This window comes from Micromonospora sp. NBRC 101691, assembly GCF_030269285.1.
Lineage (GTDB): Bacteria > Actinomycetota > Actinomycetes > Mycobacteriales > Micromonosporaceae > Micromonospora > Micromonospora echinospora.
On record NZ_BSTB01000026.1, the window covers coordinates 44,572 to 69,482 of the forward strand.

At 72.8% G+C, this 24,911-nt stretch carries 19 protein-coding genes and 1 pseudogene; 13 read left to right on the forward strand and 7 right to left on the reverse strand.

The genetic code is table 11. The features are described 5' to 3' along the window. Positions 1–311: 311 nt before the first annotated feature. From QSK20_RS28855 to QSK20_RS28870, 4 genes and pseudogenes are all read left to right on the forward strand, one after another. Positions 312–1,115 carry an HAD family hydrolase gene (locus QSK20_RS28855; RefSeq protein ID WP_285791763.1) on the forward strand — a complete coding sequence of 268 codons (804 nt, stop codon included), beginning with the start codon at positions 312–314 and terminating at the stop codon, positions 1,113–1,115. A gap of 246 nt (positions 1,116–1,361) precedes the next feature. Next, a complete protein-coding gene (locus QSK20_RS28860) occupies positions 1,362–2,255 on the forward strand; it encodes a hypothetical protein (RefSeq protein WP_285791764.1) in 894 nt (297 codons plus the stop codon). Continuing rightward, a pseudogene (locus QSK20_RS28865) lies at positions 2,252–3,619 on the forward strand (methyltransferase). The gene QSK20_RS28860 and the pseudogene QSK20_RS28865 overlap by 4 nt, the downstream one beginning before the upstream one ends. Next, positions 3,574–4,146 carry a TetR family transcriptional regulator gene (locus QSK20_RS28870; protein WP_502889057.1) on the forward strand — a complete coding sequence of 191 codons (573 nt, stop codon included), beginning with the start codon at positions 3,574–3,576 and terminating at the stop codon, positions 4,144–4,146. The pseudogene QSK20_RS28865 and the gene QSK20_RS28870 overlap by 46 nt, the downstream one beginning before the upstream one ends. A gap of 182 nt (positions 4,147–4,328) precedes the next feature. Here QSK20_RS28870 and QSK20_RS28875 read toward each other — a convergent pair whose 3' ends face one another. Continuing rightward, the gene (locus QSK20_RS28875) at positions 4,329–5,075 is read right to left on the reverse strand and encodes a Fic family protein (RefSeq protein WP_285791767.1); all 747 of its coding nucleotides are present in this window, start codon (positions 5,073–5,075) and stop codon (positions 4,329–4,331) included. Positions 5,076–5,319: 244 nt separating this feature from the next. Here QSK20_RS28875 and acs point away from each other — a divergent pair, with 244 nt between their 5' ends. The 4 genes from acs to QSK20_RS28895 all read left to right on the forward strand — a co-directional run bounded on the left by acs (position 5,320) and on the right by QSK20_RS28895 (position 14,200). Beyond that, positions 5,320–7,284 carry an acetate--CoA ligase gene (gene acs / locus QSK20_RS28880; protein WP_285791768.1) on the forward strand — a complete coding sequence of 655 codons (1,965 nt, stop codon included), beginning with the start codon at positions 5,320–5,322 and terminating at the stop codon, positions 7,282–7,284. A 350-nt stretch (positions 7,285–7,634) separates the two neighbouring features. Then, positions 7,635–10,427 (forward strand): immune inhibitor A domain-containing protein, encoded by a 2,793-nt coding sequence (locus QSK20_RS28885; protein ID WP_285791769.1) that lies wholly within the window; start codon positions 7,635–7,637, stop codon positions 10,425–10,427. Positions 10,428–10,719: 292 nt separating this feature from the next. After that, positions 10,720–13,110: an immune inhibitor A domain-containing protein gene (locus QSK20_RS28890; protein ID WP_285791809.1), complete on the forward strand. Its 2,391-nt coding sequence runs from the start codon at positions 10,720–10,722 to the stop codon at positions 13,108–13,110. Positions 13,111–13,267: 157 nt separating this feature from the next. Further along, a complete protein-coding gene (locus tag QSK20_RS28895; protein WP_285791770.1) occupies positions 13,268–14,200 on the forward strand; it encodes an alpha/beta fold hydrolase in 933 nt (310 codons plus the stop codon). A gap of 31 nt (positions 14,201–14,231) precedes the next feature. On the opposite strand, the gene QSK20_RS28900 is transcribed toward QSK20_RS28895, so the two are convergent. Together QSK20_RS28900 and QSK20_RS28905 are read right to left on the reverse strand one after the other, a co-directional pair. Next, on the reverse strand, positions 14,232–14,597 hold the full coding sequence (locus QSK20_RS28900; RefSeq protein ID WP_088981062.1) for a UCP033725 family protein: 366 nt from the start codon (positions 14,595–14,597) through the stop codon (positions 14,232–14,234). Further along, positions 14,594–17,476 (reverse strand): SseB family protein, encoded by a 2,883-nt coding sequence (locus tag QSK20_RS28905; protein WP_285791771.1) that lies wholly within the window; start codon positions 17,474–17,476, stop codon positions 14,594–14,596. Before QSK20_RS28905 ends, QSK20_RS28900 begins: the two co-directional genes overlap by 4 nt. A 151-nt stretch (positions 17,477–17,627) precedes the next feature. Here QSK20_RS28905 and mycP point away from each other — a divergent pair, with 151 nt between their 5' ends. Continuing rightward, positions 17,628–18,818: a type VII secretion-associated serine protease mycosin gene (gene mycP / locus QSK20_RS28910; RefSeq protein WP_285791772.1), complete on the forward strand. Its 1,191-nt coding sequence runs from the start codon at positions 17,628–17,630 to the stop codon at positions 18,816–18,818. Positions 18,819–18,931: 113 nt separating this feature from the next. Here the strand turns inward: mycP and QSK20_RS28915 are convergent, their stop codons facing one another. Together QSK20_RS28915 and QSK20_RS28920 are read right to left on the reverse strand one after the other, a co-directional pair. After that, complete coding sequence (locus QSK20_RS28915; RefSeq protein ID WP_285791773.1) at positions 18,932–19,225, reverse strand: WXG100 family type VII secretion target; 294 nt, start codon at positions 19,223–19,225, stop codon at positions 18,932–18,934. A gap of 27 nt (positions 19,226–19,252) precedes the next feature. Next, positions 19,253–19,570 carry a WXG100 family type VII secretion target gene (locus tag QSK20_RS28920; protein WP_285791774.1) on the reverse strand — a complete coding sequence of 106 codons (318 nt, stop codon included), beginning with the start codon at positions 19,568–19,570 and terminating at the stop codon, positions 19,253–19,255. Between the two features lie 246 nt (positions 19,571–19,816). Here QSK20_RS28920 and eccE point away from each other — a divergent pair, with 246 nt between their 5' ends. The 4 genes from eccE (at position 19,817) to rarD (ending at position 23,733) form a co-directional block, all read left to right on the forward strand. Next, complete coding sequence (eccE, locus tag QSK20_RS28925) at positions 19,817–21,703, forward strand: type VII secretion protein EccE (protein WP_502889053.1); 1,887 nt, start codon at positions 19,817–19,819, stop codon at positions 21,701–21,703. A gap of 51 nt (positions 21,704–21,754) precedes the next feature. Then, positions 21,755–22,132 carry a phage holin family protein gene (locus QSK20_RS28930; RefSeq protein ID WP_285791775.1) on the forward strand — a complete coding sequence of 126 codons (378 nt, stop codon included), beginning with the start codon at positions 21,755–21,757 and terminating at the stop codon, positions 22,130–22,132. An 81-nt stretch (positions 22,133–22,213) separates the two neighbouring features. Further along, a complete protein-coding gene (locus QSK20_RS28935; protein WP_285791776.1) occupies positions 22,214–22,657 on the forward strand; it encodes a GNAT family N-acetyltransferase in 444 nt (147 codons plus the stop codon). Beyond that, positions 22,654–23,733, forward strand: coding sequence for an EamA family transporter RarD (gene rarD, locus QSK20_RS28940; RefSeq protein ID WP_285791777.1), 1,080 nt, complete (start codon positions 22,654–22,656; stop codon positions 23,731–23,733). Before QSK20_RS28935 ends, rarD begins: the two co-directional genes overlap by 4 nt. On the opposite strand, the gene QSK20_RS28945 is transcribed toward rarD, so the two are convergent. Together QSK20_RS28945 and QSK20_RS28950 are read right to left on the reverse strand one after the other, a co-directional pair. Next, a complete protein-coding gene (locus QSK20_RS28945; protein ID WP_285791778.1) occupies positions 23,718–24,401 on the reverse strand; it encodes an anti-sigma factor family protein in 684 nt (227 codons plus the stop codon). The genes rarD and QSK20_RS28945 overlap by 16 nt on opposite strands. Further along, positions 24,398–24,892, reverse strand: coding sequence for a sigma-70 family RNA polymerase sigma factor (locus tag QSK20_RS28950; RefSeq protein ID WP_231931816.1), 495 nt, complete (start codon positions 24,890–24,892; stop codon positions 24,398–24,400). Before QSK20_RS28950 ends, QSK20_RS28945 begins: the two co-directional genes overlap by 4 nt. Between the last annotated feature and the right edge of the window lie 19 nt (positions 24,893–24,911).

Genomic DNA, 24,911 nt, shown 5'->3' on the forward strand with positions numbered 1-24,911 from the left:
GGGGGGAGACGGGGGTCGTCGGGGAGTTCGGCTCCGGGGGGGATTGAGCCGAACTCGCTCAGCGGTTACGGGGGGTGCAACCGCTGAGAGCCGGTGTTGTACAGATGTGAAAAGTCGTCGTAAGTACAAGCATGCCGTAGCAGACATGCTCACGTCGAGTGGCGTAACCTCCACTCCCTGCGAAATTCCGGCCAGAAGGTGTGACCGTGGTCACTCTCGCTCGTCACCTTGGGAGCGTGTGCGCAGGTGAGTGAGGTTCGCCACCCCCGGGCACCCGCCGACCCTAGACCATCGGGCTAGACTTTCGCGCCGTGGGCCGAGGTGCCGCTTTCTTCGATCTGGACAAGACCGTCATCGCCAAGTCAAGCGCGCTGGCGTTCGGTCGGCCGTTCTACCGCGACGGCCTGATCACCCGACGGGACGTGGTCAAGTCCGCCTACGCCCAGCTCATGTTCCGGCTCGGCGGCACCGACGAGCAGACCATGGCCCGCACCCGCGACTACCTGGCCGCCCTCTGCAAGGGCTGGCAGGTGGAGCAGGTCCGTCAGATCGTCGCGGAAACCCTCCACGAGCTGATCAACCCCTACGTGTACGCCGAGGCCGCCGCCCTCATCGAGGAGCACCAGGCCGCCGGCCGGGACGTCGTCCTGGTCTCCGCCTCCGGCGAGGAGATGGTCCGCCCGATCGGGGAGCTGCTCGGCGTCACCGACGTCATCGCCACCCGGATGGCGGTGCAGGACGGCCGGTACAGCGGCGAGGTCGAGTTCTACGCCGCCGGACCGAGCAAGGTCGACGCGGTCGGCGAACTGGCCGTCGAGCGCGGCTACGACCTGGCCGAGTCGTACGCGTACTCCGACTCGTACAGCGACCGGCCGCTGCTGGAGTGTGTCGGTCACCCCACCGTGGTGAACCCCGACCGACAGTTGCGCAGGCTGGCCACCGAGAACTCCTGGCCGGTGCTGGAGTTCCGACACCCCATCCCGCTCGGTCGCCGCCTGCGGGAACGCCCGGCGGTGCCGGTGGCCGCCGCCGCGCTCGGCGTCGGGGTCGGGGTCGCCATCGGCATCGCCTGGTACGGCAGACACCGCCGCACCCGCGTCACCCCGGTCGCCTGACCGGCGCCCTCTCTTCACCCTCACGCCCGGTGCGCCCCGCGTACCGGGCGTCGCCGTCTCCGGACCGAGCAGAGCCGCCTGCGCAGTGGGCACGGCCGATCCGTCGACGTCGGCGCTCGGCGTCGTCTCCATTGGCCTGGTGACCACGGCCAGCGTCGCCGGGAACGGGTGCCACCTCCAATCTTGAGCAAACGCTCAAACAGTCCTAAGCTCGCTTGAGCGAACGCTCAAACGGGAGGACGGGGCATGACGGAGCAGGCACCACCACCGCGTCGGACTGCGGCGAACTGGATACTCGCCGGACTGATCGGGGCCTTCGGGTTGGTGGTCTTCACGATCGCCGTCCATGACGGGCGGGCCGACAGCGCCCTGCTCTTCGTGGCGCTGCCGGTCCTGCTCGCCGCAGCCCTGGCCCTGACCCCGGGGCGCACCTCGCACGGCCGGGTCTTCGTCACCACCACCATCGCCCTCCTGCTGGCGGCGGTGGCCCTGCACGAGGGCGCGATCTGCGTGGTGCTGGCCGCGCCCCTGGTCTACGCGGTGGCACACGGCGCGATGGCCCTGATCAACCTGGTCCGGCGCTCGTCCCGCACCTACTCGGTGATCCTGGTGCCGCTGCTGCTCGTACCCGGTCTGGAGGGCAGCGGGATCGGGCCGAGGATCGCCCCGGAGCAGTCGGTCGAGGTGGTCCGGGTGGTGGCGCTCCCCGCCGAGGCGGTGGCCGCCGGACTGGCCGCCGGCCCCCGGCCCACACCGGTCCGGTCACCGGCGCTACGGCTGCTGGGAGTGCCCGTCCCCGGGCACGTCACCGGGGCCGGCCTCGACCCGGGCGACCGGTGGACGTTCGGCTACCACGGCAGCGCGCACGGGCCGGGCGGCCACCTCGTCGCCGAGGTCGCGACCACCGCACCGGGACACCTGGCCTTCCGCTTCGTCGAGGACACCTCCATCACCGGACGCTGGTTCACCTGGCAACAGGCCGACCTGCGCTGGCGGGCGGTGGACGCCGGCCACACCGAGGTCCGGCTCACCGTCGCCTACCGGCGGGGGCTCGACCCGTCCTGGTACTTCGGGCCGCTCCAGGACGTCCTGCTCGACCAGGGCGGCGGGCACCTGCTCGACATGCTGGCGCTGCGGTGACCGCCGCCCGGTACCTCTGCCTGGCTCTGCCCCTGCTGGCGGTGCTGGCCGCCGCCCGGTGGGACCGGGACCGCACGGCCCACGCGGCGGCGCTGCTGGCCTTCGTGGCCGCCGCCGTCGGCGTCGCCGCCCTGCACGAGCTGTCCCGGGCCACCGGCTGGTACGCCTTCGCGCCGGTGGACGGGGCGTACCGGGGGCTACCGGTGGACCTCTGGATCGGCTGGGCGGCGCTCTGGGGGCCGCTGCCGGTGCTCCTGCGCCGGGTGCTGCCGCTGCCGGTCGCCCTCGGCCTGCTGGGCTGGCTGGACGTGGTGACCATGCCCGCCCTGGACCCGCTGCTGCGTCTCGGGCCGGACTGGCTGGCCGGGGAGGCGGTCGGGCTGCTCGGCGTGGCGTTGCCGGCGCAGCTGCTCGGCCGGTGGAGCGCCGACCGGCGGCACCTGTCCGCCCGGGTCCTGCTCCAGCTCGGGCTCTTCGGCGTCCTGCTGCTGTGGCTCCTGCCCACCCTGGCCTTCACCCTCGGGGGCGGTTCCTGGGCGCGGCTCGCCGAGCTGCCGGCGTCCCGGCTGGCGCTCGTCGCGCAGGTGGCCCTGCTGGTCGCCACGCCGGCGTTGGCGGCGGTACGCGAGTTCGCGGTCCGGGGCGGCGGGACACCGTACCCGTGGGACCCGCCGGGCCGGTTCGTCACCACCGGCCCGTACGCGTATCTCGCCAACCCGATGCAGGTCGGCGCGGTGGCCCTGATGCTGCTCACCGCGCTGGCCACGGGCAGTGCCGTGCTGGCGGTGGGGGCGGCGTCGGCGGTGGCCTTCAGCGCCGCGGTGGCCGGCCCGCACGAGGACCACGACCTAGACCACCGGTACGGGCAGCGCTGGCGGGACCACCGCCGTCGGGTCCGGCCCTGGTGGCCCCGGTGGCGGCCGTACCTTCGTGGGGAACCTGCGGTGCTCTGGCTGGACGACGACTGCGGGCCGTGCGCGGGGGTCCGGCGGTTCCTCGAACGCCGTCGCCCGGTGCACCTGACGATCATGCCCGCCGCGCGGCATCCGGCGGGGGTGCTGTGGCGGGCCGGGTACACGGGCGGCGACGGTCACCGGGAACGGGGGGTGGCCGCCGTCGCCCGCGCACTTGAGCACCTGCACCTCGGCTGGGCCTGGCTGGGCTGGGTCCTGCGGCTACCCGGGATCGCCTGGCTGGCGCAGCTCGTGACCGATGCGATGATCGCACCACCCCACCCGTGCCGACCGCCAGGAGAGCGATGTCCGACACCAAGCGCCGCCTCGTCGACGGGACGATGACGGCCATCCGCCAGCACGGCATCGCCGGGGTCTCCGCGCGCACCATCGCCGCTGCGGCCGGGGTGAACCAGGCGCTGGTGTTCTACCACTTCGGCAGTGTGGACGAGCTGCTGTCGGCGGCCTGCCGGGCCGGCACCGCCGAGCGGGTCGCCAGCTGGTCGGCCCGGCTCGCCGAGGTGGGCAGCCTGCGCGAGCTGTTGGAGGTCGGGCGGGCTCTGCACGAGGAGGAGCGGGCGCTGGGCAACGTTTCGTTCCTGGCCCAGATGCTGGCCGGCGCGCAGAGCGACGAGCGGCTCGCCGCATCGACCGCCGACGCGCTCCGGCTCTGGGTGGACGAGATCGAGGCCGTCCTGCGCCGGCTCCTGGCCGGATCACCTTTCGCCGAGGTCGCCGACGTCGCCGGTCTCGCCCGCGCCGTGTCGGCCGCGTTCATCGGGCTGGAACTCTACGACGGGGTGGACAGCGCCGGCGCGGAGCGGGCGATGGCCGCGCTCGACCAGCTCGGTGTGCTCATCGAGGTGGTGGACGAACTCGGTCCCGTCACCCGGCAGATCCTGCAACGGCGGATCAACAAGGTTGCCCGCCGGCCGTGACGGCTCGCGCCGCCCCCGTTCCGGGCACCGACACGGCCGACGATCGGGACGGTCAACTCAGGGGGCGGTGGGCGTGGGCCGGTGGGCCAGGGAGGCACCGCCGCGGCCGGTCGGGAGGCGGCGGACCAGGGGGTCGACGCAGCAGGTCGGGAGGGGCGACCAGGAGGTGTCGACGTGGCGGTTCAGGAGGCGGCGAGGATCTCGTCGCCGATGAGGGTGAGCTGGGTGGCGGCCGATTCGGCGGCGGTCATGTAGTGGCGCAGCCACGAGCGCAGCCCGTCCGGGGTGCCGGTGGCGAAGGCTCCGGCCGAGCCGACGTACTCGGGTTCCCGCTCCCGGTGCCCGACGTCCATCGCGACCAGTCCGCGCGGGTCGAAGCCGGTGGAGAGAAGCACCAACCGGGCAGCGGCGCGGGCCACCACGCCGGACGGGCCGGCGAACGGCCGTAGCGCCAGCAGTTCCCCGTGCACCACGGCGGCGAGCAGCAGCGGCGGGACCTTGGTGCCCCCGGCGACCAGTCCGGCCAGGCCGTCCAGTCGGGCGCCGACCACCGGATCGGTCACCGGTCGTCCCAGCTCCGCCTCGGCCACGACGTCCCGGGCGGCGAGGACGTGCAACCTCGCCAGGACCTGCCGGGGTGCCTGCGCCCAACGCTCGGTCAACCCGGGCAGCGCGCCGGCCACCCGCAGCGCCCCCTGGAGCACCGGGTCGGTGACCGTGCCGGCCCGGACCGCCTCACGCTCGTGGGCGTACCCCTCGAGGGCGGCGCTGGCCACCGCGGACCGGAGGCTCACCTCGGCGGCCACCTGGCCGCCGTGCCGGCGCAACGCGCGGTGCCGCATCGCCTGGTCGACGTGGTCGCGGGCCCGGTCGACGGCGGGAGCGATGTCGGCGAGCGCGAGGAGCGGGGCGAGCGGATCGGAGGTCACCCCGTCACGCTAGCGACCGGTCAGGTCCGGCCGACGGCCGACGTGGTTGCAGGGGACCCCTCCTCGGCAAAAAGCGGTAGCAGGGGACCCCTGCTACCACGCGAGCCTCTCGCCGGCACCGGTGAGCGCGCGGGGTGGGCCGCTGGGCGCGTCGGACTGACGATCGTGGTCGCGGGGGCTGGCCGACGAAGTTAACCTCTCTGCAACGAGACGCAGGTCATCCGAGCGACGAGGAGTCACGCCCATGAGCGAGGCCTTGGCCAATTTGCTGAACGAGACGCGGCAGTTCCCGCCGCCGGCCGCGCTCGCCGCGAACGCCAACGTCAAGGCCGACGCGTACGCCGAGGCGGAAGCCGACCGGCTGGGTTTCTGGGAGCGGCAGGCCCAGCGGCTCACCTGGACGAAGCAGTGGGACCAGGTGCTCGACTGGTCCAACCCGCCGTTCGCGAAGTGGTTCGTCGGCGGCCAGTTGAACGTGGCGTACAACTGCCTGGACCGACACGTGGAGGCCGGGCTCGGTGACCGGGTCGCCATCCACTGGGAGGGCGAGCCGGGCGACACCCGCACCATCACCTACGCCGAGCTGCACCGACTGACCTGCCAGGCGGCGAACGCGCTGACCGACCTGGGTGTGGTGGCCGGTGACCGGGTGGCTATCTACCTGCCGATGGTCCCGGAGGCGGCGGTGGCGATGCTGGCGTGTGCCCGGATCGGGGCGACGCACAGCGTGGTCTTCGGCGGTTTCTCCGCCGACGCGCTGACCAACCGGATCCAGGATGCCAGCGCGAAGGTGGTGATCACCGCCGACGGTGGTTTCCGCCGGGGCAAGCCGTCGGCGCTGAAGCCGACCGTGGACGAGGCGCTGGCGAACTGCCCGTCGGTGGAGCACGTGCTGGTGGTCCGCCGTACCGGCGAGGAGGTCGCCTGGTCGGAGAAGGACCACTGGTGGCACGAGACGGTGGAGACCGCCTCGGCCGAGCACACCGCGCAGCCGTTCGACGCGGAGCACCCGCTGTTCATCCTCTACACCTCGGGCACCACCGCCCGCCCGAAGGGCATCCTGCACACCACCGGCGGCTACCTCACCCAGACGGCGTACACCACGTACGCGGTCTTCGACCTGAAGCCGGAGACGGACGTCTACTGGTGCACCGCCGACATCGGCTGGGTGACCGGGCACTCCTACATCGTGTACGGCCCGCTGGCCAACGGCGCGACCCAGGTGATGTACGAGGGCACCCCGGACACCCCGCACAAGGGCCGGTTCTGGGAGATCGTCGACCGGTACAAGGTGACCATCCTCTACACCGCGCCGACGCTCATCCGCACGATGATGAAGTGGGGCGAGGACATCCCGGCGCAGGCCAACCTGTCGTCGCTGCGGCTGCTCGGCAGCGTCGGCGAGCCGATCAACCCGGAGGCGTGGATCTGGTACCGCCAGCACGTCGGCCGGGGTGAGCTGCCCATCGTCGACACCTGGTGGCAGACCGAGACCGGGGCGATGATGATCTCCCCGCTGCCGGGGGTGACCGAGGCCAAGCCGGGCAGCGCGATGACCCCGCTGCCGGGGATCAGCGCGGACGTGGTGGACGACCAGGGCCAGTCGGTGCCGAACGGCGGTGGCGGTTACCTGGTGCTGCGCGAGCCGTGGCCGTCGATGCTGCGTACCATCTGGGGCGACGACAACCGGTTCATCGAGACGTACTGGTCGCGGTTCGAGGGCATGTACTTCGCCGGGGACGGCGCGAAGCGCGACGACGACGGGCACATCTGGCTGCTCGGCCGGGTGGACGACGTCATGCTGGTCTCCGGGCACAACATCTCCACCACCGAGGTCGAGTCGGCGCTGGTGTCGCACCCGTCGGTGGCGGAGGCGGCGGTGGTCGGCGCGACCGACCCGACGACCGGGCAGGCGATCGTCGCGTTCGCCATCCCGCGCGGCACCGTGGACACCGCCGGTGACGCGGGCGAGAAGCTCATCGCGGACCTGCGCACCCACGTGGCGAAGACGCTCGGCCCGATCGCCAAGCCCCGGCAGATCATGCTGGTGCCGGAGCTGCCGAAGACCCGCTCCGGCAAGATCATGCGGCGGCTGCTGCGGGACGTGGCGGAGAACCGCTCCCTCGGTGACGTCACCACGCTCCAGGACTCCTCGGTGATGGAGCTGATCTCCTCCGGTATGAGCGGCGGAAAGTCCGACGAGGACTGACGCTCCGCGTATCCCTTCCGGTGGGTGACGGTCCGCGTGGACCGTCACCCACCGTCGTTTCTGCTGTGGATGGGCACGCGTGTCGGGTGGTTGCAGGGGCCCCCTCCTCGGCAAAAAGCGGTAACAGGGGACCCCTGCAACCAGAGCCGAGCAACGGGCGCGACCCACGTGGGCCGTCTGCTTCGGACGGTCGGGGGAGCCGGAGGAGGCTGATCGGGTGGAGACCGACCGGGGATCTGTCCCCCGGTCGATTTCTGAATTACGTTCACGCCGTCGGAGCCGTTGACGTCCATCGCTGCACGGACGGTGGCGAATCCGGCCTTTTCTCCCCTGTCCAGAAATGGAGTGGCATGCGCCAAACTGGTCTGCAACGTGGGTCGCGGCGACGTCTGTTCGTCGCGCTGCCCGCGATCGCGCTCGCCGCCTCGGCACTGATCGTGCCCGGCAACGCCTCGGCCGAACAGGCCGAAGGGACCCGCGCCGTCATCGGTGCGGACGAGTTCTACATCAACTATGCCGAACCCGCCGTCCAGGCGGACACCCGGGGCCGGGAGGTCAAGGGTGCCGGCGGCATCCACGCGCCGGCGGTCGAGTCGGCTCGCGCGTACGACCGCAAGTACGCCCGGGGCAATCCCATCGCCGCCCGTGAGCTGGCGCGCAACGAGGCCCGGGCGATCCGTACCGGCAAGAGCCCACGCCAGTTCAAGAAGGCTCCGCAGACGCAGACCGCCAAGCTGCTGACCCTGCTGGTGGAGTTCAACAACCAGGCGAACGACGACTTCACCGGAACCATGGTGCCGAAGACGGTCTTCGGGGACCGGAGCTGCGTTCCCGGAACTGTCCAGAACGGGCCGTTGCACAACAACATCCCGAATCCGGCCTCGTACGCCAACGAGGACAACAACTCGTTCTGGGTGCCGAACTTCTCGCCCGAGCACTACAACAAGATGCTCTACAGCAGGACGGGCATCACCCAGCGGGTGCGGACCGACCTGACCGGTCCGGACGGCAGGCCGGGCATCGACATCTCCGGCCGCAGCATGCGCAACATGTACCTGGAGATGTCGAAGGGGGCGTACACGGTCGACGGGCAGGCCAGCCCGTGGATCAAGCTGCCGCGCTCGGAGGGCTGGTACGCCGCGTCCCGCTGCTTCCAGGACGAGAACGGCAACTGGGTGGCCGGCCGCGAGCAGGCGATGAACGGGCACCCGGACAACCCGCTCGGCGCGGGCCGGCTCGCCACCGACGCGGTCAACGCGCTGGCCGCGATGGACCCCGACTTCCCCTGGGCCGACTACGACATCGAGGACCAGGGCGACCGGGACGGTGACGGCAACGTCAACGAGCCGGACGGCGTGATCGACCACCTGGTGCTGGTGCACGCCGGCCAGGGCAAGTCCCGGGGCGGTGGCGCGGAGGGCACCTACGCCATCTGGGCGCACTCCTCGGCGGTGGCCGGCGGCCACCGCATTCCCGGCACCGACCTCCAGGTCTCGAACTACATCGTGCAGCCGGAGGACGCCGGAGTCGGCGTGTTCGCCCACGAGTACGGGCACGACCTGGGCCTGCCGGACCTCTACGACACCTCCGGCAACGCCGACTCGGACATCGACTTCTGGGACCTGATGGGCTCGGGCTCGCACGCCGGTGAGGTGTTCCAGGCGCTGCCCACCCACATGGGCATCTGGGACAAGTGGGTGCTGGGTTGGGCCGACCCGCTGGAGATCCCGGTCGGCGCGGACCCGCGCACGGTGCTGCTCGGGCAGACCTCCCGCACCCCGCGCGGAACCAAGGACGGCATCAAGATCAACCTGCCGGACAAGGTGATCAACCTGGCCACCCCGCACAGCGGGACGAACATGTGGCACAGCGGCAACGACCAGGACTGGGCCGACGTCAAGCTCAGCCGCGAGGTGGCCGTGCCGGCCGCTGCGGACGCGAAGTTCTGGATGTGGAACAACTACACCATCGAGGAGGACTGGGACTACGGCTTCGTCGAGGTCTCCACGAACGGCGGGTCCACCTGGACCGAGCTGAAGGTCTACGACGAGGCCGGCAACCTGGTCAGCACGAACGACAACTACGCCGACCCGAACGGCCGGATGGCCGACTACGGCGGCAAGAGGTACGGCCTGACCGGTGACTCGCACGGTTGGCGGCACGACTACGTCGACCTGTCCGCGTACGCGGGCAGCACCGTGCAGGTGCGGCTGCGCTACGCCACCGACGCCGCGTTCGTGGACCGGGGCTGGTTCGCCGACGACTTCTCGGTCACCGGCGGCGGCGCCACCACCTGGAGCGACGACGTCGAGGGCGGCACGAACGGCTGGACCCAGACCGGCGGTACGTTCACCGACACCACCGGCGCGGGCTGGCGGACCGACGGCGGTACCCGGGTGCAGGCGCACTACTACCTGGCCGAGTGGCGCAACCTCGACGGCTTCGACAAGGGCCTGAAGTACACCTACGACACGGTGTACTCCAACGACGCCTGGAAGGTCGACCGGATCGCGTACAACGCGCCGGGCATGCTGGTCTGGTACCGGGACACCATGCTCGGCGACGTCAACCACGTGACCGCGCAGCTGACCGCGCTGCCCAGCTACGGGGCCAAGGGCGGGCTGCTCATCGTCGACTCGCACTTCGACCCGCTGCGCCGCACCGGCGAGGCGGCCGTGAAGGACCCGTCGACGCTGGACAACCTGCCGAGCCGTCCGCAGTCGTCGAACGCGGCGTTCGGGCTGCGTCCGACGTCCCCGTTCACCGAGTGCCTGGAGGCGGCCGGCGAGCCGTTCAGCGAGTACTGCACCAGCTTCCCGGCGCAGCCGGCCGTGAAGGCCTTCACCGACGCCAAGGGCTGGTACCCGGGCATCGAGGTGCGGGACGGATCGCAGCTGTTCGCCCGGGACAGCGACGCGTCGGTGGTCGTCCCCTCGCGCGACGGCGCGCCGTACACGACCCGGGTGGTGAACCCGGACGGCACCCCGGCGACCGGACTGTACGGACAGGATCTCGGCTTCACCATCCTGGGCACGGGGAACCCCGGTGACCAGGGCGTGAGCTACGGCGTCTCGATCACCATCAAGCGCACCGCACGGGACAACGCGTACGCCTCGGTGTACGTGACCCCGGCCCGGCGCTGACTTCCGGCCGGGACGTTCCCCCACCCGGGGAACGTCCCGGTCCACCGCGTCGGCGTGGGCCGAGCGCGACGGTCGCGGAACGGCGACACGGATACACCGTCTCGACTTGTGACGCTGTCGCATCGCCGTCACAAGGTTGTGCAACAAATCGACGTCAGCGTCTTCCCACCAGTCCCAGCAGTGTCTATGTTCACCACAGGTCCCTCGTTCGGGATCTCTTCCGCCGACCCCCCAACCCCGAACGGGGTCGGTTTTTCCTTCACACCGGAGGTACCACGTGCGCAAAGTCGCAGTGGGTCTGCTCGGTTTGACGCTGACGGCCACCGGCCTGACGGTTGGTGCGACCGCCAGCGCCGCGCCCCCGGCCGCCGCGCCGGGATCGGTCCCGTCGGCTGCCGAGCCCGCCCACGCTGAGCACGACCTGCCCAACCCGTTTGAGAGCAAGCGGCGCGCGCTGCGCCAGGAGGGCCTCAGCGAGGTCCTGTCCGGCCGCGCCAAGGCCGAGCGGATCAACGGCAGCACCGTGGTCAAGGTCGGCAAGACCCAGGCCGCGAGCGGGCCGGCCGCCCGTTCCGCCAAGGGCGGCAGCCAGACCAAGGACCAGTACGTCGAGCTGGCCCGCGAGCAGACCGACCGGATCTTCGTGATCCTCGCCGAGTTCGGCAACGAGCGGCACCCGAACTACCCGGACCAGGACACCGACCCGAACACCGAGGGTCCGCGCCGGTTCGACGGTCCGCTGCGCAACGAGATCCCCCAGCCGAACCGCGCGGTGGACAACTCCACCGTCTGGCAGGAGGACTACAGCGCGGACTACTTCCGTAACCTCTACTTCGGCACCGGTAAGGGCGAAGAGTCGGTCAAGCAGTACTACGAGGCCCAGTCCTCGGGTCGGTACAGCATCGACGGCACTGTCACCGACTGGGTGAAGGTCCGGTACAACGAGGCCCGGTACGGCCGCTCCAACGGCTACCCGTGCCCGGACACCACCTGCAGCAACATGTGGGCGCTGGTCCGGGACGCCGCGAACCAGTGGGTCGCCGACCAGAAGGCCGCCGGCCGCACCGACGCGCAGATCGCCGCCGAGATGAAGTCCTTCGACAAGTGGGACCGGTACGACCACGACGGCGACGGCAACTTCAACGAGCCGGACGGCTACATCGACCACTTCCAGATCGTGCACGCCGGTGGCGACCAGGCCGACGGCGACCCGTGGCAGGGTGAGGACGCCATCTGGAGCCACCGCTGGTACGCCTACGCCAGCGACCAGGGTGTGACCGGCCCGCCGAACTTCCTGGGCGGTGGCACCCAGATCGGCAGCACCGGCATCTGGATCGGCGACTACACCGTGCAGCCGGAGAACGGCGGCCGGGCGGTCTTCTACCACGAGTACGCCCACGACCTGGGCCTGCCGGACGACTACAACCTGTACAACGGCGGCGACAACAACAACGAGCACTGGACCCTGATGGCCCAGAGCCGGCTCGGCGCCAAGGACGACCACGGCATCGGCGAGCGCGGTGGCGACCTCGGCGCGTGGAACAAGCTCCAGCTCGGCTGGCTCGACTACGAGGTGGTCGTGGCCGGGCAGAAGCGCACCATGACCCTCGGCCCGCAGGAGTACAACTCCGACAAGCCGCAGGCCGCCGTGGTGGTCCTCCCGCAGCGGGAGTACTCCTTCGACAACGGCAAGCCGTTCGAGGGCACCAAGCAGTTCTTCTCGGGCAACGACGACGACCTGAACAACACGATGACCCGGACGATCGACCTGACCGGGAAGTCGTCGGCGTCGCTGTCGATGAAGGGCCGCTACAACATCGAGGCCGGGTACGACTACCTCTTCTTCGAGGCGTCGGTCGACGGTGGACAGACCTGGTCCGCCCTGCCGGGCACGGTGGACGGCGAGCCGCTCCCCGAGGTCACCCCGGGTCGCCCCGCGCTGGACGGTTCCAGCAACGACCAGTGGGTCGACATCGTCATCCCGATGGACTTCGCCGCCGGCAAGACGGTGCAGTTCCGGCTCCGCTACCAGACCGACGGCGGTGTCTCCTCGGGTGGCTTCTTCGGTGACGCGATCACGGTGACCGCCGACGGTGGCACCGTCTTCTCCGACGGCGCCGAGAACGGCACGGGCGACTGGACCGTCGCCGGCTGGTCGATCGTCGAGGAGACCTACAAGCGCCTCTTCGACAACTACTACATCGCCGGTCACCGCTCGTACGTCTCGTACGACAAGTACCTGAAGACCGGCCCGTACTACTTCGGCTACGCGAACACCCGCCCGGACTACGTGGACCACTACGCGTACCAGGAGGGTCTGCTGATCTCGTACTGGAACCTGCGGTGGCCGGACAACGACACGTTCGAGCACCCGGGTGAGGGTCGCAACATGATCATCGACGCGCACCCGCGGCCGATCTACAACCTGACCGGGCAGCCCTGGCGGGCCCGCGTCCAGGTCTACGACGCGCCGTTCAGCCTGAAGAAGGCGGACTCGTTCACGCTGCACCACAACAGCCAGCCGCAGTACATCCGCGGCCAGGCGGCGCAGCCGCTGTTCGACGACACCAAGCAGTACTGGTACCCGGAGCTGCCGAACCACGGCGTCAAGCTCCCCGCGACCGGCACCAAGATCAAGGTGCTGGAGCAGGACGGGACCTCCATCAAGGTCCGCTTCTCCTGATCCGACCGGTCATCCGACGGCGCCCGGGGCACCCGCCCCGGGCGCCGTCCCCGTTCCTGCCCCACCTGCGCGTCGCGGACCCCGGCGCGGACGACCCTCCTCCGGTCCGACGACCCGCAGGAGCAGCCCGGATGCCTCCGGGTCCTAGGCTGTCGACATGACCGACCAGCATGACGGGCCGATCGACGAGTCCTGCGTCCTGACCGACGGACCGTGGACGCACCGGTTCGTCGGGGCGAACGGCAGCCGGTTCCACGTGGTCGAGGCCGGCACCGGACCGATGGTCCTCTTCCTGCACGGCTTTCCCGAGTTCTGGTGGGCCTGGCACGAGATGCTGCCCGCCGTCGCGGACGCCGGCTTCCGGGCCGTCGCGGTGGACCTGCGCGGCTACGGCGCGACCGACAAGCCACCCCGTGGGTACGACGGCTACACCCTCGCCGCCGACGTCGCCGGCCTGATCCGGGCGCTCGGCGAACGCTCCGCGACGGTGGTCGGCACCGGGGCCGGCGGGCTGCTCGGCTGGACCGCCGCCTCGTTCCACCCGAGACTGGTCCGGCGGCTGGTGGTGCTCGGCGCGCCGCACCCGCTGCGCCTGCGGGCGGGCATCTTCGCCGACCCCCGGGGCCAGTTCAGCGCCGCCACCCCGACCCTCAAGTTCCAGCTTCCCCGTTACGAGCACATGCTCACCCGGGACGACGCGGTCCGGGTCGAGCACATGCTGCGCCGGTGGGGCGGCCAGCGCTGGGTGGAGAGCGCCGCCTTCGCCCCGTACGCGGCCCGCTGCCGGGAGGCGATGCGGATCCCGCAGGCCGCCTTCTGCGCGCTGGAGACGTACCGGTGGGCGTTCCGTTCGGTGCTGCGGCTGCACGGCTACCGCTTCGTCAAGCTGATGCAGAAGCCGTTGGTCACCCCGACCCTGCAACTGCACGGCGCGGAGGACGTCGCCTCGCTGCCGCGTACCGCCCAGGGTTCCGGCCGCTACGTGATCGCCCCGTACGAGTGGCGGCTGCTCGACGGCGTCGGGCACTTTCCGCACCTGGAGGCACCGGACGTGGTGCTCGGCGAGGTTCTCCGCTGGGCGAAGTCCTGACCGACCCGCCCCGGCATCGGGAACCGCCGGGTCAGATCCGGTGCTCGCGCAGGTCGGCGACCTCGCTGGCCGGAGCCCAGCCCTGGTAGACGCCGAAGTCGAAGACCTCCAGCCCCATCGCCTGCGCGACCGGCCAGCGACCGCCGGTGTACTCCACCCGGAGCCAGCCGTCGTGCTCGGCGAGGACGATGAACGGCTGCCCCTGCCAGGTGCAGGTGGTGCGGATGTACGCCACCTCGTCCACCTCGTCCGCCGGCAGCACCCGCACGTACCGGCCGGACCGGACCTCCTCGAAGCCGTCCCCTGGTTCCGGCTGGTAGATCCGGACGTCGCTGCCGTCCGGGCTGGCCTGGTACTCCCGTCCGCGCCAGCGGGCCACGTAACCGTCGCGCATCACCGCTCCCCGGTCGGACGCCAGAGCAGGGCGTCGGTGTCCAGGGTGGCGATCACCCGCTCGCTGCCGTCCGCGCCGATCCGCCAGAGCTGCGTGCCGTGCGGCAGCCGCGCGCTGTCCACCTTGAACTCCGCCACCACGTCGCTGCTCTCACCCGGGGCGAAACCGTTGCCCCGGAACGGTGGCCGTTCGATCACCCAGCCCTCCATGGCCCGCATCGCGCTCTCGTTCTGCCCGCCGTAGGGGATCCGGTAGAGGCTCGGCCGGTACGCCGGCCAACGCAGCACGTAGATCTCGTCCGCGCCCGGGGAGTACGGGGAGTCGGGATAGCCGAGTCCCAGCGCCGCGTACAGCTTCGCCGGGGTGTTCAGGTGACCGACCTCGCCGGCCCGGTGCACGAAGCCGGAAACCCGGTCGTAGCCCCGTTCCAGGTAGTAGGCCAGTTGGCTGGGGGCGACCGTCTTCTGCATCATCGGCGGACGGTTCGGGTCCTCGGGTGTGGTGGCGTACCGGGCGGGACCGGCCGGCTCCTCGGCCGGCGCGGTGACCGCCGGCTCCACCGGCTCCGGCTCGACGTCGTCGCCCAGCCCGACCTCGGCGGCCCAGTTGGCCAGCGCGACGATCTGCTCCCCGGGCAGCTTCGCGCCGACCGGGGTGCCCGGGTTGACGGCGAACGACCACTGTTCGTCCGGCCACCGTCGGATCAGCTGGACGAACTTGACCTGGACCGTCTCGACCGGAGGGTCGACATGGTCGGCCAGCCGTTCCGGTGAGGTGTAGACGATCACGTACGGCTCGCCGTCGAGTTGCTCGGTCCGCCAGACGAAACCGGTCTCGCCGGGGCGGCTGCCCGGCGCGGCGTCCGGGGCCACGGGCAGCAGCACGCGGGCCAGGAGGAGGGTCGACAGGAACGTGTCGGTGCTGCCGGTACCGGCGGCGGCGAGCAGTTCCTCCTCGACGTCGTTGGCGGCGTGGAAATCGAGCGCCGGGGGCACCGGCGGAGGCGTCCCGGTCGGGTCAACCCCGGGTCCGTCCGCCGGTTCCGACTCCGCCACGCCCGTCTGGTACGCCGAGGCGGCGGGCTCGTACACCGAGGCGGCGGGCTCGTACACCGAGGCGGCGGGCTCGTACGCCGAGGCGGCGGGCTCGTACGCCGAGGCGGCGGGCTCGTACCCGGCGGGCTCGTGCCCCGGCCCGGTCACCGGGTCCGGTTGGCCGACGGTGTCCGACTGGTACCCGGCACCGGCGTCCGGCTCGGCCGGATACCCGACGGCGTCGTGCTCGGCCGGATACCCGGGAGCGACGTCGGCGAGGTCGCGGGACTCCACGACGGTCCCCTCGATGACCAGCGGCGACGGCGACCGGGCCGGTTCGGCGAACCCCGCCGCTTCGGTAGCCTGCTCGGCCCCGGCGTACCCGGCCGGCGGGACCTGGTCGACGTGCGCGTAACCGGCCGCCGCGGCACCGTCGGCGTCGGTGTGACCGGCCGACAAGGCACCGTCGGTGTGACCGGCCGCCAGGACACCGTCGGCGTAGCCGGCCGCCAGGACACCGTCGGTGTGACCGGCCGACAAGGCACTGTCGGCGTAGCCGGCCGGCATGGGCTGGTCGACGCGGACGGTCGGCTCGGCCGGCAGGGGGTCGGTGGGGTGCACCGGCCCGACCGGCTGCGGAATCGACTGGGTCGGCTCCTGGCCCACCGGATCGCTGCCGACCGGCGTCATCGGCCGGGGCAACGGCTGGGTGGGCTCGCCGGGTGCCTGGACGGGCTCACCGGCCGGTTGGGGCGGCATCCGGCGGGGCAGGGCCTGGGTCGGTTCGCTGACCGCCGGCTCCGGTCGCGGCTGGCGTCGGGGCAGGGCCTGGGTCTGGTCGGCGGCCGGGACTCCCGCCGCGACCTGGTTGTGCGGCGGGGTGGGCTGCTCGGCGGGAGCCGGGTCGGTGAACCGGAACGCCCGGGTGGGCTCGTCTCCGGCCTGGTCCGGCCGGTAGGGCCGCCGCCGGGGGAAGGCGCGGCCCGGTTCGCCCAGCCGGGACGGGGGAACGGTCCGGTCCTGGGAACGCAGTGGGGAGACCGGTGCCGGACCGGTGCCGCGCGCTGGCGGCGCCGGTTCGAAGAAGGAGTTCCGGCCGCTGGGCTGGCCGTTGGGCGGCGGGGTCGCTCCCGGGTCGGGGTGCGCCGGGTCTGCGCGGAGTTGGCGGCGCGGGTTGGTCAACCAGCTCGATCCCGGCTCGGGAGCCCCGTTCGACGGTGGGGGCTCGGCCGCACGCGGGTCGGGCTGACCCATCCGGAGCGCCTCGGTCTCCTCGGCGGACGGGTCGGGCAGTCCCCGGCGGGGCGGCGTCGCGACCGGCGGCCGGGTGGCTCCGTACGGCGGTGCCGGCGGCGATCCCCGGGGCGGTTCCGGCGCGGGCGGCTCACCGCCGGCCGCCCGGCTGCGGGCGAGCTGTTCCACCTGCTCCAGACGCGCCCGCGCGCCCAGCGTGCGGCCGGGCAGCCGGACATCACCCCGGGAGAGCTGCGACACGAACCAGGCGGGCAGGTAGCCCTCGATGGGCAGGCCGGGGTTGACCGCCAGCCACCACTCGTGGTTGGGCCAGCCCGCCGCCAGGTCGTGGTACGCGCAGCGCCGGCTCGACCCGCCGTTGGCACCCAGACAGGCCCGGAGCGCGACGTCGGAGGTGAAGGCCAGCACATGGGTCCGGCCGTTGGTGGTCCAGGTACCCCAGCCCATCGGGGCCTGCCCCGCCAGGGCCTCGGCGGAGACCGGCAGCAGCAGGTCCGTCCGGGCCAGGATCCGGAAGTAGAGTTCCTGGTCGTTGGCGCGGAGCGCGTCCCGCATCGCCGCCTCGGCCTCGGTAGCCGGCTCCCAGTCGGTCACGGCCACCTCTCCTCCCGTGAACAGGCCATAGGCATCGCGTACAACCTACAAGGTAGTAACAAGATCACAATGTCTGACCGGCGCGATCCGCATCGATGACTTCGAGTCGATAACATGCCGTCCCGGAGCCGACACGATACGGAGGCGACGAATGCCGCGAGCGACTCCGCGCCCGGTCGCCGCCGCGCTGGCCGCCCTCCTCACGGCCACGCTCCCGGCCGTGCCGGCCGTGGCCGCCCCGGGCTGCGCCGCCCCGCTCACGCCGACCCGACCGGTCACCGAGGCACCCTGGCCACAGGTACGGTACGCCCCCGACCGGCTGGCCCCGCTGGCGACCGGCGCGGGAACGGTCGTCGCGGTGATCGACTCGGGGGTGGACCGCCGGCACCCGCAGCTCGCCGGCCAGGTCCTCGACGGGACGGACTTCCTCGACCCGGGCGACGACGGCAGCCGGGACTGCGCCGGGCACGGCACCGGGGTGGCGAGCGTCGTCGCCGCCGCGCCACGGGCGGGGATCGCCTTCCGCGGGCTGGCCCCCGAGGCGCACATCCTGCCGGTACGCGTCAGCGAACAGCAGATCGTCGACGGCCGGGAGTCGGGGCGTACGGTCAGCGCGGCGGTCTTCGCCCGGGCGATCCGGTGGGCCGTCGACCGGGGCGCGGACGTGCTCAACCTCTCCGTCGTGCTGTACGCCGACCATCCGGCCGTCCGGGCGGCCGTCGCGTACGCGCTGCAGCGGGACGTCGTGGTGGTGGCCGCCGCCGGCAACCTGCACGCCGAGGGCGACCCCCTCCCATACCCGGCCGCCTACGACGGGGTGATCGGGGTCGGCGCGATCACCGCGAGCGGGATCCGCGCCGACTTCTCCCAGGTCGGCGGCTACGTCGACGTGGTCGCCCCGGGCAGCGACGTGCTGATGGCCGCGCCGGGCCGGGGGCACCGGCGGGCGGAGGGGACGAGCTACGCCACCCCGTTCGTGGCGGCCACCGCCGCCCTGCTGCGCGGCTACCGGCCGGAGCTGACCGCCGCCCAGGTCACGCAACGGATCGTGGCCACCGCCGACCCCGCTCCCGGGCGGGGAGCCGGGTACGGCGCCGGGGTGCTCAACCCGTACCGGGCGGTCACCGAGACCGGGGCCGGTACGGCCGGCACGCCCCGACGAACCGAGGCGCTCCCGGCCCGGTGGGTCGACCCGGCGGAGGTGGCCCGGGACGCCCAGCGGGCCGACGCCCGGGACCGGGCGCTGCTGGTCGCCGCCGTGGCCGCCGCCCTGGCCGTCGTCGCGTCGCTGCTGGCGGTGATCGTGCCGCGCGGCTCCCGCCGCCGCTGGCGGCCGGGCTGACCGGGCTGACCCGGCTGATCGGGCTGACCGGGCTGACCCGGCTGATCCGGCTGACCGGGACACGTCACCGCGGCACGGTCCCGGTGGAAGCGTCCACCGGGACCGGCCGCTTCTCACTGGAAGAGGTTGACGTTGCGCTTCTCGGTGTCGAGGTAGTCGGTGGCGGAGTCGTCCACGGCGACCTTGATGTCGCGCAGCATCGCCTGGAGGTCCTGCGAGGCGGAACGCCAACGCCCCTGACGCACCGCGTACGCCTCCCGGGCCTCACCGGTCCAGCTCGCGACCAGTGGGGCGGCGTCCCGCTCCAGCTGGCCGAGCTGCGAGTCGAGCGTGTTCAGCGCCCGCTGGATGTCCGCGCCCGCCTGCTGGAGCGCGGCGAAGTTGACGACCAGCACACCGTTGTTCATCGGATCTTCCCCTCGGTCACGGATCGGTCAGAGCGGCAGCTGGATGCCACGGTTGGTGCCGGCCACCCGGCTGGCGGCCTCGGCGTCGGAGGCGTCGTACTGCGTGCCGGCGGTGCGGATCGCCTGGGCGGTCTCCCGCAGGGCCCGCTGCAACGCCGCCTGGTCCTGCGACCACTGCTGCCGGACCTGCTCGAACGACCGGCCACCGGCCCCGCGCCAGGCCTGCTGCAACACCTCCAACTCGGCCATGAGCTGGGTCAGCATCGTCTGCAACGACTGGTCGACCTGCTCGAACTTCGCGGCGGTCTGCTGCATCACCGCGGCTTCTGCCTGGGTCTGGGACACCCGGACGTCACCTCGTCTCGTGTGGTCGTGGCTGCCCGCCGACGCCCGGTGCGGACGCGTCGGCCGCCCGCCGGGTCGGCGAGCCGCGGCGGGCCAGCGGAACTCGTCGCTGACGGTAGCGGTCGACATCTGCTTCTGCTACCCCGCCCCGGTCGCCTGTGGACGGACGCGCCGCCCTCCCGACCGCTCGAACCCCCTACCATGGGCCGCTGTACCAACCGGTCGTGACGACGGAGGAGGCGCACGGTGACGGTGGCGACGACCGAGCGGCCGGTCCCGACAGCCGGGCGACCGACCCCGACCGGGCTACCGGACGCCGGCGGGATCCCCACCACCGGTTCCGTGTCCCGGCCACCGCCGCCGTCCCGGTGGCACGCGCGCCGTCGCCCGGCGCACGGCGTACGGGCCGGCCAGGTCGTCGCCGCCCAGGTAGCGTTCGCCCTGCTCGTCGCCGCCCTCGGCCGGGGCGTGCCGGCCGCCGCCGGCGCGGTGCTGGTCGCGGCGCTGCTGCTGACGGTCGCCTGGCTGCGGATCCGCCGACGGTGGCTCTTCGAGTGGCTGGGCACCGCCGCCGGTCACCTGACCCGGCGACGGGTCCTGCCGCCGGCCGCCGCCCCGACCGCGCTCCTCGCCCTGGTCGCGCCGGGTGCCTCGGTCCACGGTGCCGAGCTGGCCGGTGACCCGGCCGCCGTGGTCGACGACGCGGAGGGGCTGACCGCCCTGCTCGAACTGACCGATCCGGGCGGACTGCTCGGGGACGGCGAGCGGGACCTGCCCACCCCGGCGGCGCTGCTCCCCCCGGTCGGCCCGGACACGCCGCCGTTGCGGATCCAGTTGCTGCTCGCCGGCACGCCCGCTCCCGCCCCGGGACCGGGTGGCAGCCAGGTGGCGATCTCGTACCGCCAGCTCACCGAGGGACGGGTGCCCGGATCCGAACGGGCGGTGCTGGCCGTCCGGGCGCTGCGGGTCGAGGGCTGGTCCGACGCGGAGCTACGGCGTGCGCTCTCCGGCGCGGTACGCAAGGTGGTCCGGCGCCTCGCCCCGGTCACCGCCCGTCCGCTGGGCGAACAGGCCGTCCTGCGCGTGCTCGCCGAGCTGGCCCACCACGACGGCGGCCAGCCGGGGCGGGAGAGCTGGCAGGTGCTCCGCCTGGGCGGCCTGCTCCAGTCCACCCACCGGCTGCGGCGCTGGCCCGATCCACACACCGAGGCTGGCCGGCGGTTGGTGCCGCGACTGCGGGAACTGCCCGCCACGGCGATCACCGTCTCGCTCTGCGCCGGCCCGTGCGACGGCGACCCGGGCACGACGCCGGTCGAGCTGTCGGTGCGACTGGCCGCCGACACCCCCGGCGACCTCTCCGTGGCCGAGCAGGCGTTGCGCCGGCTGGTCGACGGCCTGGGCGGGGAGGTACGCCGGCTCGACGGCGACCAGCTTCCCGGACTCACCGCCACCCTGCCGCTGGCCCGCGTCGGAGTCGCGGGTTCCACCTCCGGCGCTCCCCGCGACGGGGTGGGGCTGCCGCTCGGCAGCGCCGGTCTGATGATCGGCGCGAACCGGCACGGTCGTCCGGTCACCCTGCGGATGTTCCGCCCGGAGGCCACCCGGATCGTCCTGGTCGGCGGGGTCCGCGCCGCCCAACTGGTGGTCCTGCGGGCGGTGGCGCTGGGCGCCCGGGTCGTGGTGCAGACCGCACGCCCCCGGGCATGGGAGCCGTTCGTCCGGGGCGTGGGCGTTCCCGGCGGCGCGGTCGTGATGCTCCCGCCCGGACGGCATCCGGACGGGGCGACCGGCACGGCGCTGCACCCGCTGCTCCTGGTGGTGGACGCCGGCGGCCCGGTGACCGCCGATCCGGCACCCGGACCGGGGTGGCAGGCCACCCTCGTCCTCCGGGACGAGTTGACCCCGTCCGACGCTGACACCCTCGGCCGGGCCGACCTGGCCGTGCTGCAACCCCTGGACCCGGCGGAGGCCGCCGTCGCCGGTGCCGCGCTCGGCTTGGGTGGCTCCGCCGAGTGGCTGACCCGGATCCGGAAGGACATGGTGGCGGTGGTGAACCGGCGGGCGCTGCGTTGGGCGCTGGTCGCCCCGACCCCGATCGAGGCACAGCTCATCGGTGCGCCCACCCGCCGCTGACCCGCACCGGGTGGGTTCCACCGGTTGGCCCGGCATGGCACCATCGCCGCCATGACCTCTCTGCTGATCCGGCTGGGAAGCACGGTGGTGGCTCTCTGGCTGGCCACCCTCCTGATTCCGGGGATCGCCCTCAATTCCGACTCGGCCGCCGAGACGGTCACCACGCTCGTCCTGGTCTCGGTGATCTTCGGCGTGGTCAACGCCGTCCTCCAGCCGATCATCAAGACTGTGGGCTGCGGGTTCTACCTGCTGACGCTCGGTCTCATCGCGCTGGTCGTGAACGGGCTGCTCTTCCTGCTCACCAGTTGGATCGCCGGCCAGGCCGGGCTGCCGTTCGAGGTGGACGGCTTCTGGCCGGAGGCGGTGCTCGGCGCGCTCCTGGTCAGCGTGGTCACCTGGCTACTCGGCGCCCTGCTCGACCGGGACTGACCTCCGGGCCACCGGGTGGCGCGAGCCGCATCCCGGGAAGTGGCTGTTCAGCATGCCCGTGACCGGGGTTAGCCTGCGCTCGTGCTGAACCTGACCCGCGCCGACGGCTACCGGATCTCCACCGACCCGACCCGCATCGACCTGGACCGCGTCCACCACTGGCTCTCCACCGACACGTACTGGGCCATGGGGCGGGACCGGGAGACGGTGGAACGCGCGTTCGCCAACTCCCTGCCGTTCGGGGTGTACCGGCCGGGTGACGGCGGCCAGGTGGCGGTGGCCCGGGTGGTCACCGACCGGGCCACCTTCGCCTGGCTCGCCGACGTCTACGTGGACCCGGCCGAGCGGGGTCGCGGGCTGGGCACCTGGTTGGCCGGCGCGGTCCGCGACCACGTCACCGGGCTCGGCGTACGCCGGCTCGTGCTGGCCACGAACGACGCGCACGGGGTGTACGCGAAGGTCGGCTTCGCCCCGATGGACCACCCGGACCGCTGGATGCAGCTCGACCGGCGCGACCGGTCGTGACCCCACCACGGCTGGGCTACCTCTACGCCTTCGGGGCGTACCTGGTGTGGGGATTCTTCCCGCTCTACCTGCGCCTGCTACGCCCGGCCGGACCGGTCGAGGTGCTCGCCCACCGGATCGTCTGGTCGGTGGCCGTGGTCGCGCTGCTGCTGGCCGCGCTGCGCCGGATCACCGTCCTGCGGGACCTGCTGCGCCGTCCCCGCGCGCTGGCCGGGATCACGCTCGCGGCCACGCTGATCGGGGTGAACTGGGGCGTCTACGTCTACGGGGTCGACACCGACCAGGTGGTGGAGACCGCGCTCGGGTACTTCGTCAACCCGCTGGTGTCGGTGCTGCTCGGGGTGACCGTGCTGCGGGAGCGGATGCGGCCGGCGCAGTGGGCGGCGGTGGGCGTCGGCGGGCTCGCCGTGGCCGTGCTCACCGTCGACTACGGCCGTCCGCCCTACCTGGCGCTGCTCCTGGCGCTCAGCTTCGGCGGGTACGGCCTGGTCAAGAAGCGGCTCGGGCTGCCCGCCGCGGAGGGCCTGTTCATGGAGTCGGCGGTGCTGCTCCTGCCCGCCGTCGGCTACCTGGCCTGGCTCTGGTCCGACGGTGGGCTGACCTTCGGCCGGATCTCCGCCGGCCACACCGCGCTGCTGGTGCTGCTCGGTGCGGCCACCGCCGTCCCGCTGCTCTGCTTCGCGGGGGCCGCCAACCGGCTGCCGCTGACCGCGCTGGGCATGATGCAGTACCTCACCCCGACCCTCCAGCTCGCCTGCGGGGTGCTGATCCTGCACGAGCCGATGCCGCCGGCCCGGCTGGCCGGCTTCGGGCTGGTGTGGGCGGCACTCGTGGTGTTCACCGTGGACGCGCTCCGGCACGCCCGCCGCCGCGCCGCCACCGCGCCGACCGCCCCCGACCCCAGCGTCGTGGACCACGCCGGTTCCGGCCAGGATGCCGGAGAACGGGCCGGTCCCGAGCCGGACGCCGTTGCCGGGGACCACACCGGTCCCGAGCCGGACACCAGGGAACAGGCCGACGGGACCCCGGACGGCGGCCGTGGGGCACCGCCCCGGCCGGCTCAACGGACGTCGTAGCCGAGCACGGGGGTTCCGTCGGCGCGGAGCAGTTCCAGCCGGACCAGTTCCGCGTCGGTGAACCGGGTCGCCCCGGTGAACCGGACCTCGTCGCCGGGAGCCGCCCGCCAGGACCCGACCTGTTCGGTCGCCCCGTCCGGGCCGTACGCCACCAGCCGGAAGACGTACGCCTTGACGTAGTCGGGGCGCGGATCGTACCCGCAACGCATGGTGATCTCGGTGCCCCACTCGGTGCCGGTCAGCCCGATCTCGGCGCGCACCGGGGCGGCCCCGGCGACCGGCCGCATCGCCACCATCCGGGGCCCGTCGTCGGGCTCCCCGACGGAGCGCAGCGCGGCCACGCCGAAGCCCACCACCAGCGTGAACACGGCGGCGGTCAGCACGGTCACGGCGTACCGCCAGCGGGCCCGGCGCCGCTCGTGCCGGCGCTGCCGGTCCGCGGCGGCGAGCAGCGCCGGCACCCGGGGCTGCTCCGGCGCCGGCACCAGGTGCTCCACCTCGGCCGGATCGAGCCGGCCGAGCAGACCCGGCAGGGCGGCGACCTCGGCGACCGCCGCCCGGCAGGCCGCACAGCCGGCCAGGTGTCGCTCGTACGCGGCCCGCTCGGCCGGAGCGAGGGCACCGAGCACGTACGCGCCGTCGTCGTACGCGAACTCGCAGCCCGTCACTGCGTCACCCCCATCTCGGCCAGCACCAACCGTAGTGATCGCAACGCGTAGTGGGTGCGGGACTTGACGGTGCCCGGCGGCACCCCGAGCCGGGCCGCCGCCTCGGTGACCGACCGCCCCCGGTAGAAGCACTCCACCAGCACCTCCCGGTGGCTCGGGCTGAGCCGGGACAGCGCCTCGGCGATCGTCCACGCCTCCACCGCCCGCTCGGTCTCGTCGACCGTCGGCGGCGGCTCGGGCACCTCGTCGGTGACCACCTCACCCACCCGGGTGGACCGCCGCCGCCAGGCGTCGATGGCCAGGTTGCGGGCGGTGGTGAAGAGCCAGGCACGCACCGATCCGCGTTCCGGGTCCAGGGACGCGGGACTGCGCCAGGCCCGGAGCAGGGTCTCCTGCACCAGGTCCTCGGCCCGTTGCCGGTCGCCGTCGACCAGGCGCAGGGCGTACGCGTGGAGCGCGTCGGCGTGCTCGTCGTGCAGGGCACGGAGCAGGTGGGCTTCGTGGTCGCTG

Bases quoted from the DNA above. Each gene is read 5' to 3' on its own strand.
- QSK20_RS28860 (WP_285791764.1), top strand. From the start codon at position 1,362: ATGACGGAGCAGGCACCACCACCGCGTCGGACTGCGGCGAACTGGATA.
- QSK20_RS28885 (WP_285791769.1), top strand. From the start codon at position 7,635: ATGCGCCAAACTGGTCTGCAACGTGGGTCGCGGCGACGTCTGTTCGTC.
- QSK20_RS28915 (WP_285791773.1), bottom strand. From the start codon at position 19,225: ATGAACAACGGTGTGCTGGTCGTCAACTTCGCCGCGCTCCAGCAGGCG.
- acs (WP_285791768.1), top strand. From the start codon at position 5,320: ATGAGCGAGGCCTTGGCCAATTTGCTGAACGAGACGCGGCAGTTCCCG.
- QSK20_RS28895 (WP_285791770.1), top strand. From the start codon at position 13,268: ATGACCGACCAGCATGACGGGCCGATCGACGAGTCCTGCGTCCTGACC.
- QSK20_RS28930 (WP_285791775.1), top strand. From the start codon at position 21,755: ATGACCTCTCTGCTGATCCGGCTGGGAAGCACGGTGGTGGCTCTCTGG.
- mycP (WP_285791772.1), top strand. From the start codon at position 17,628: ATGCCGCGAGCGACTCCGCGCCCGGTCGCCGCCGCGCTGGCCGCCCTC.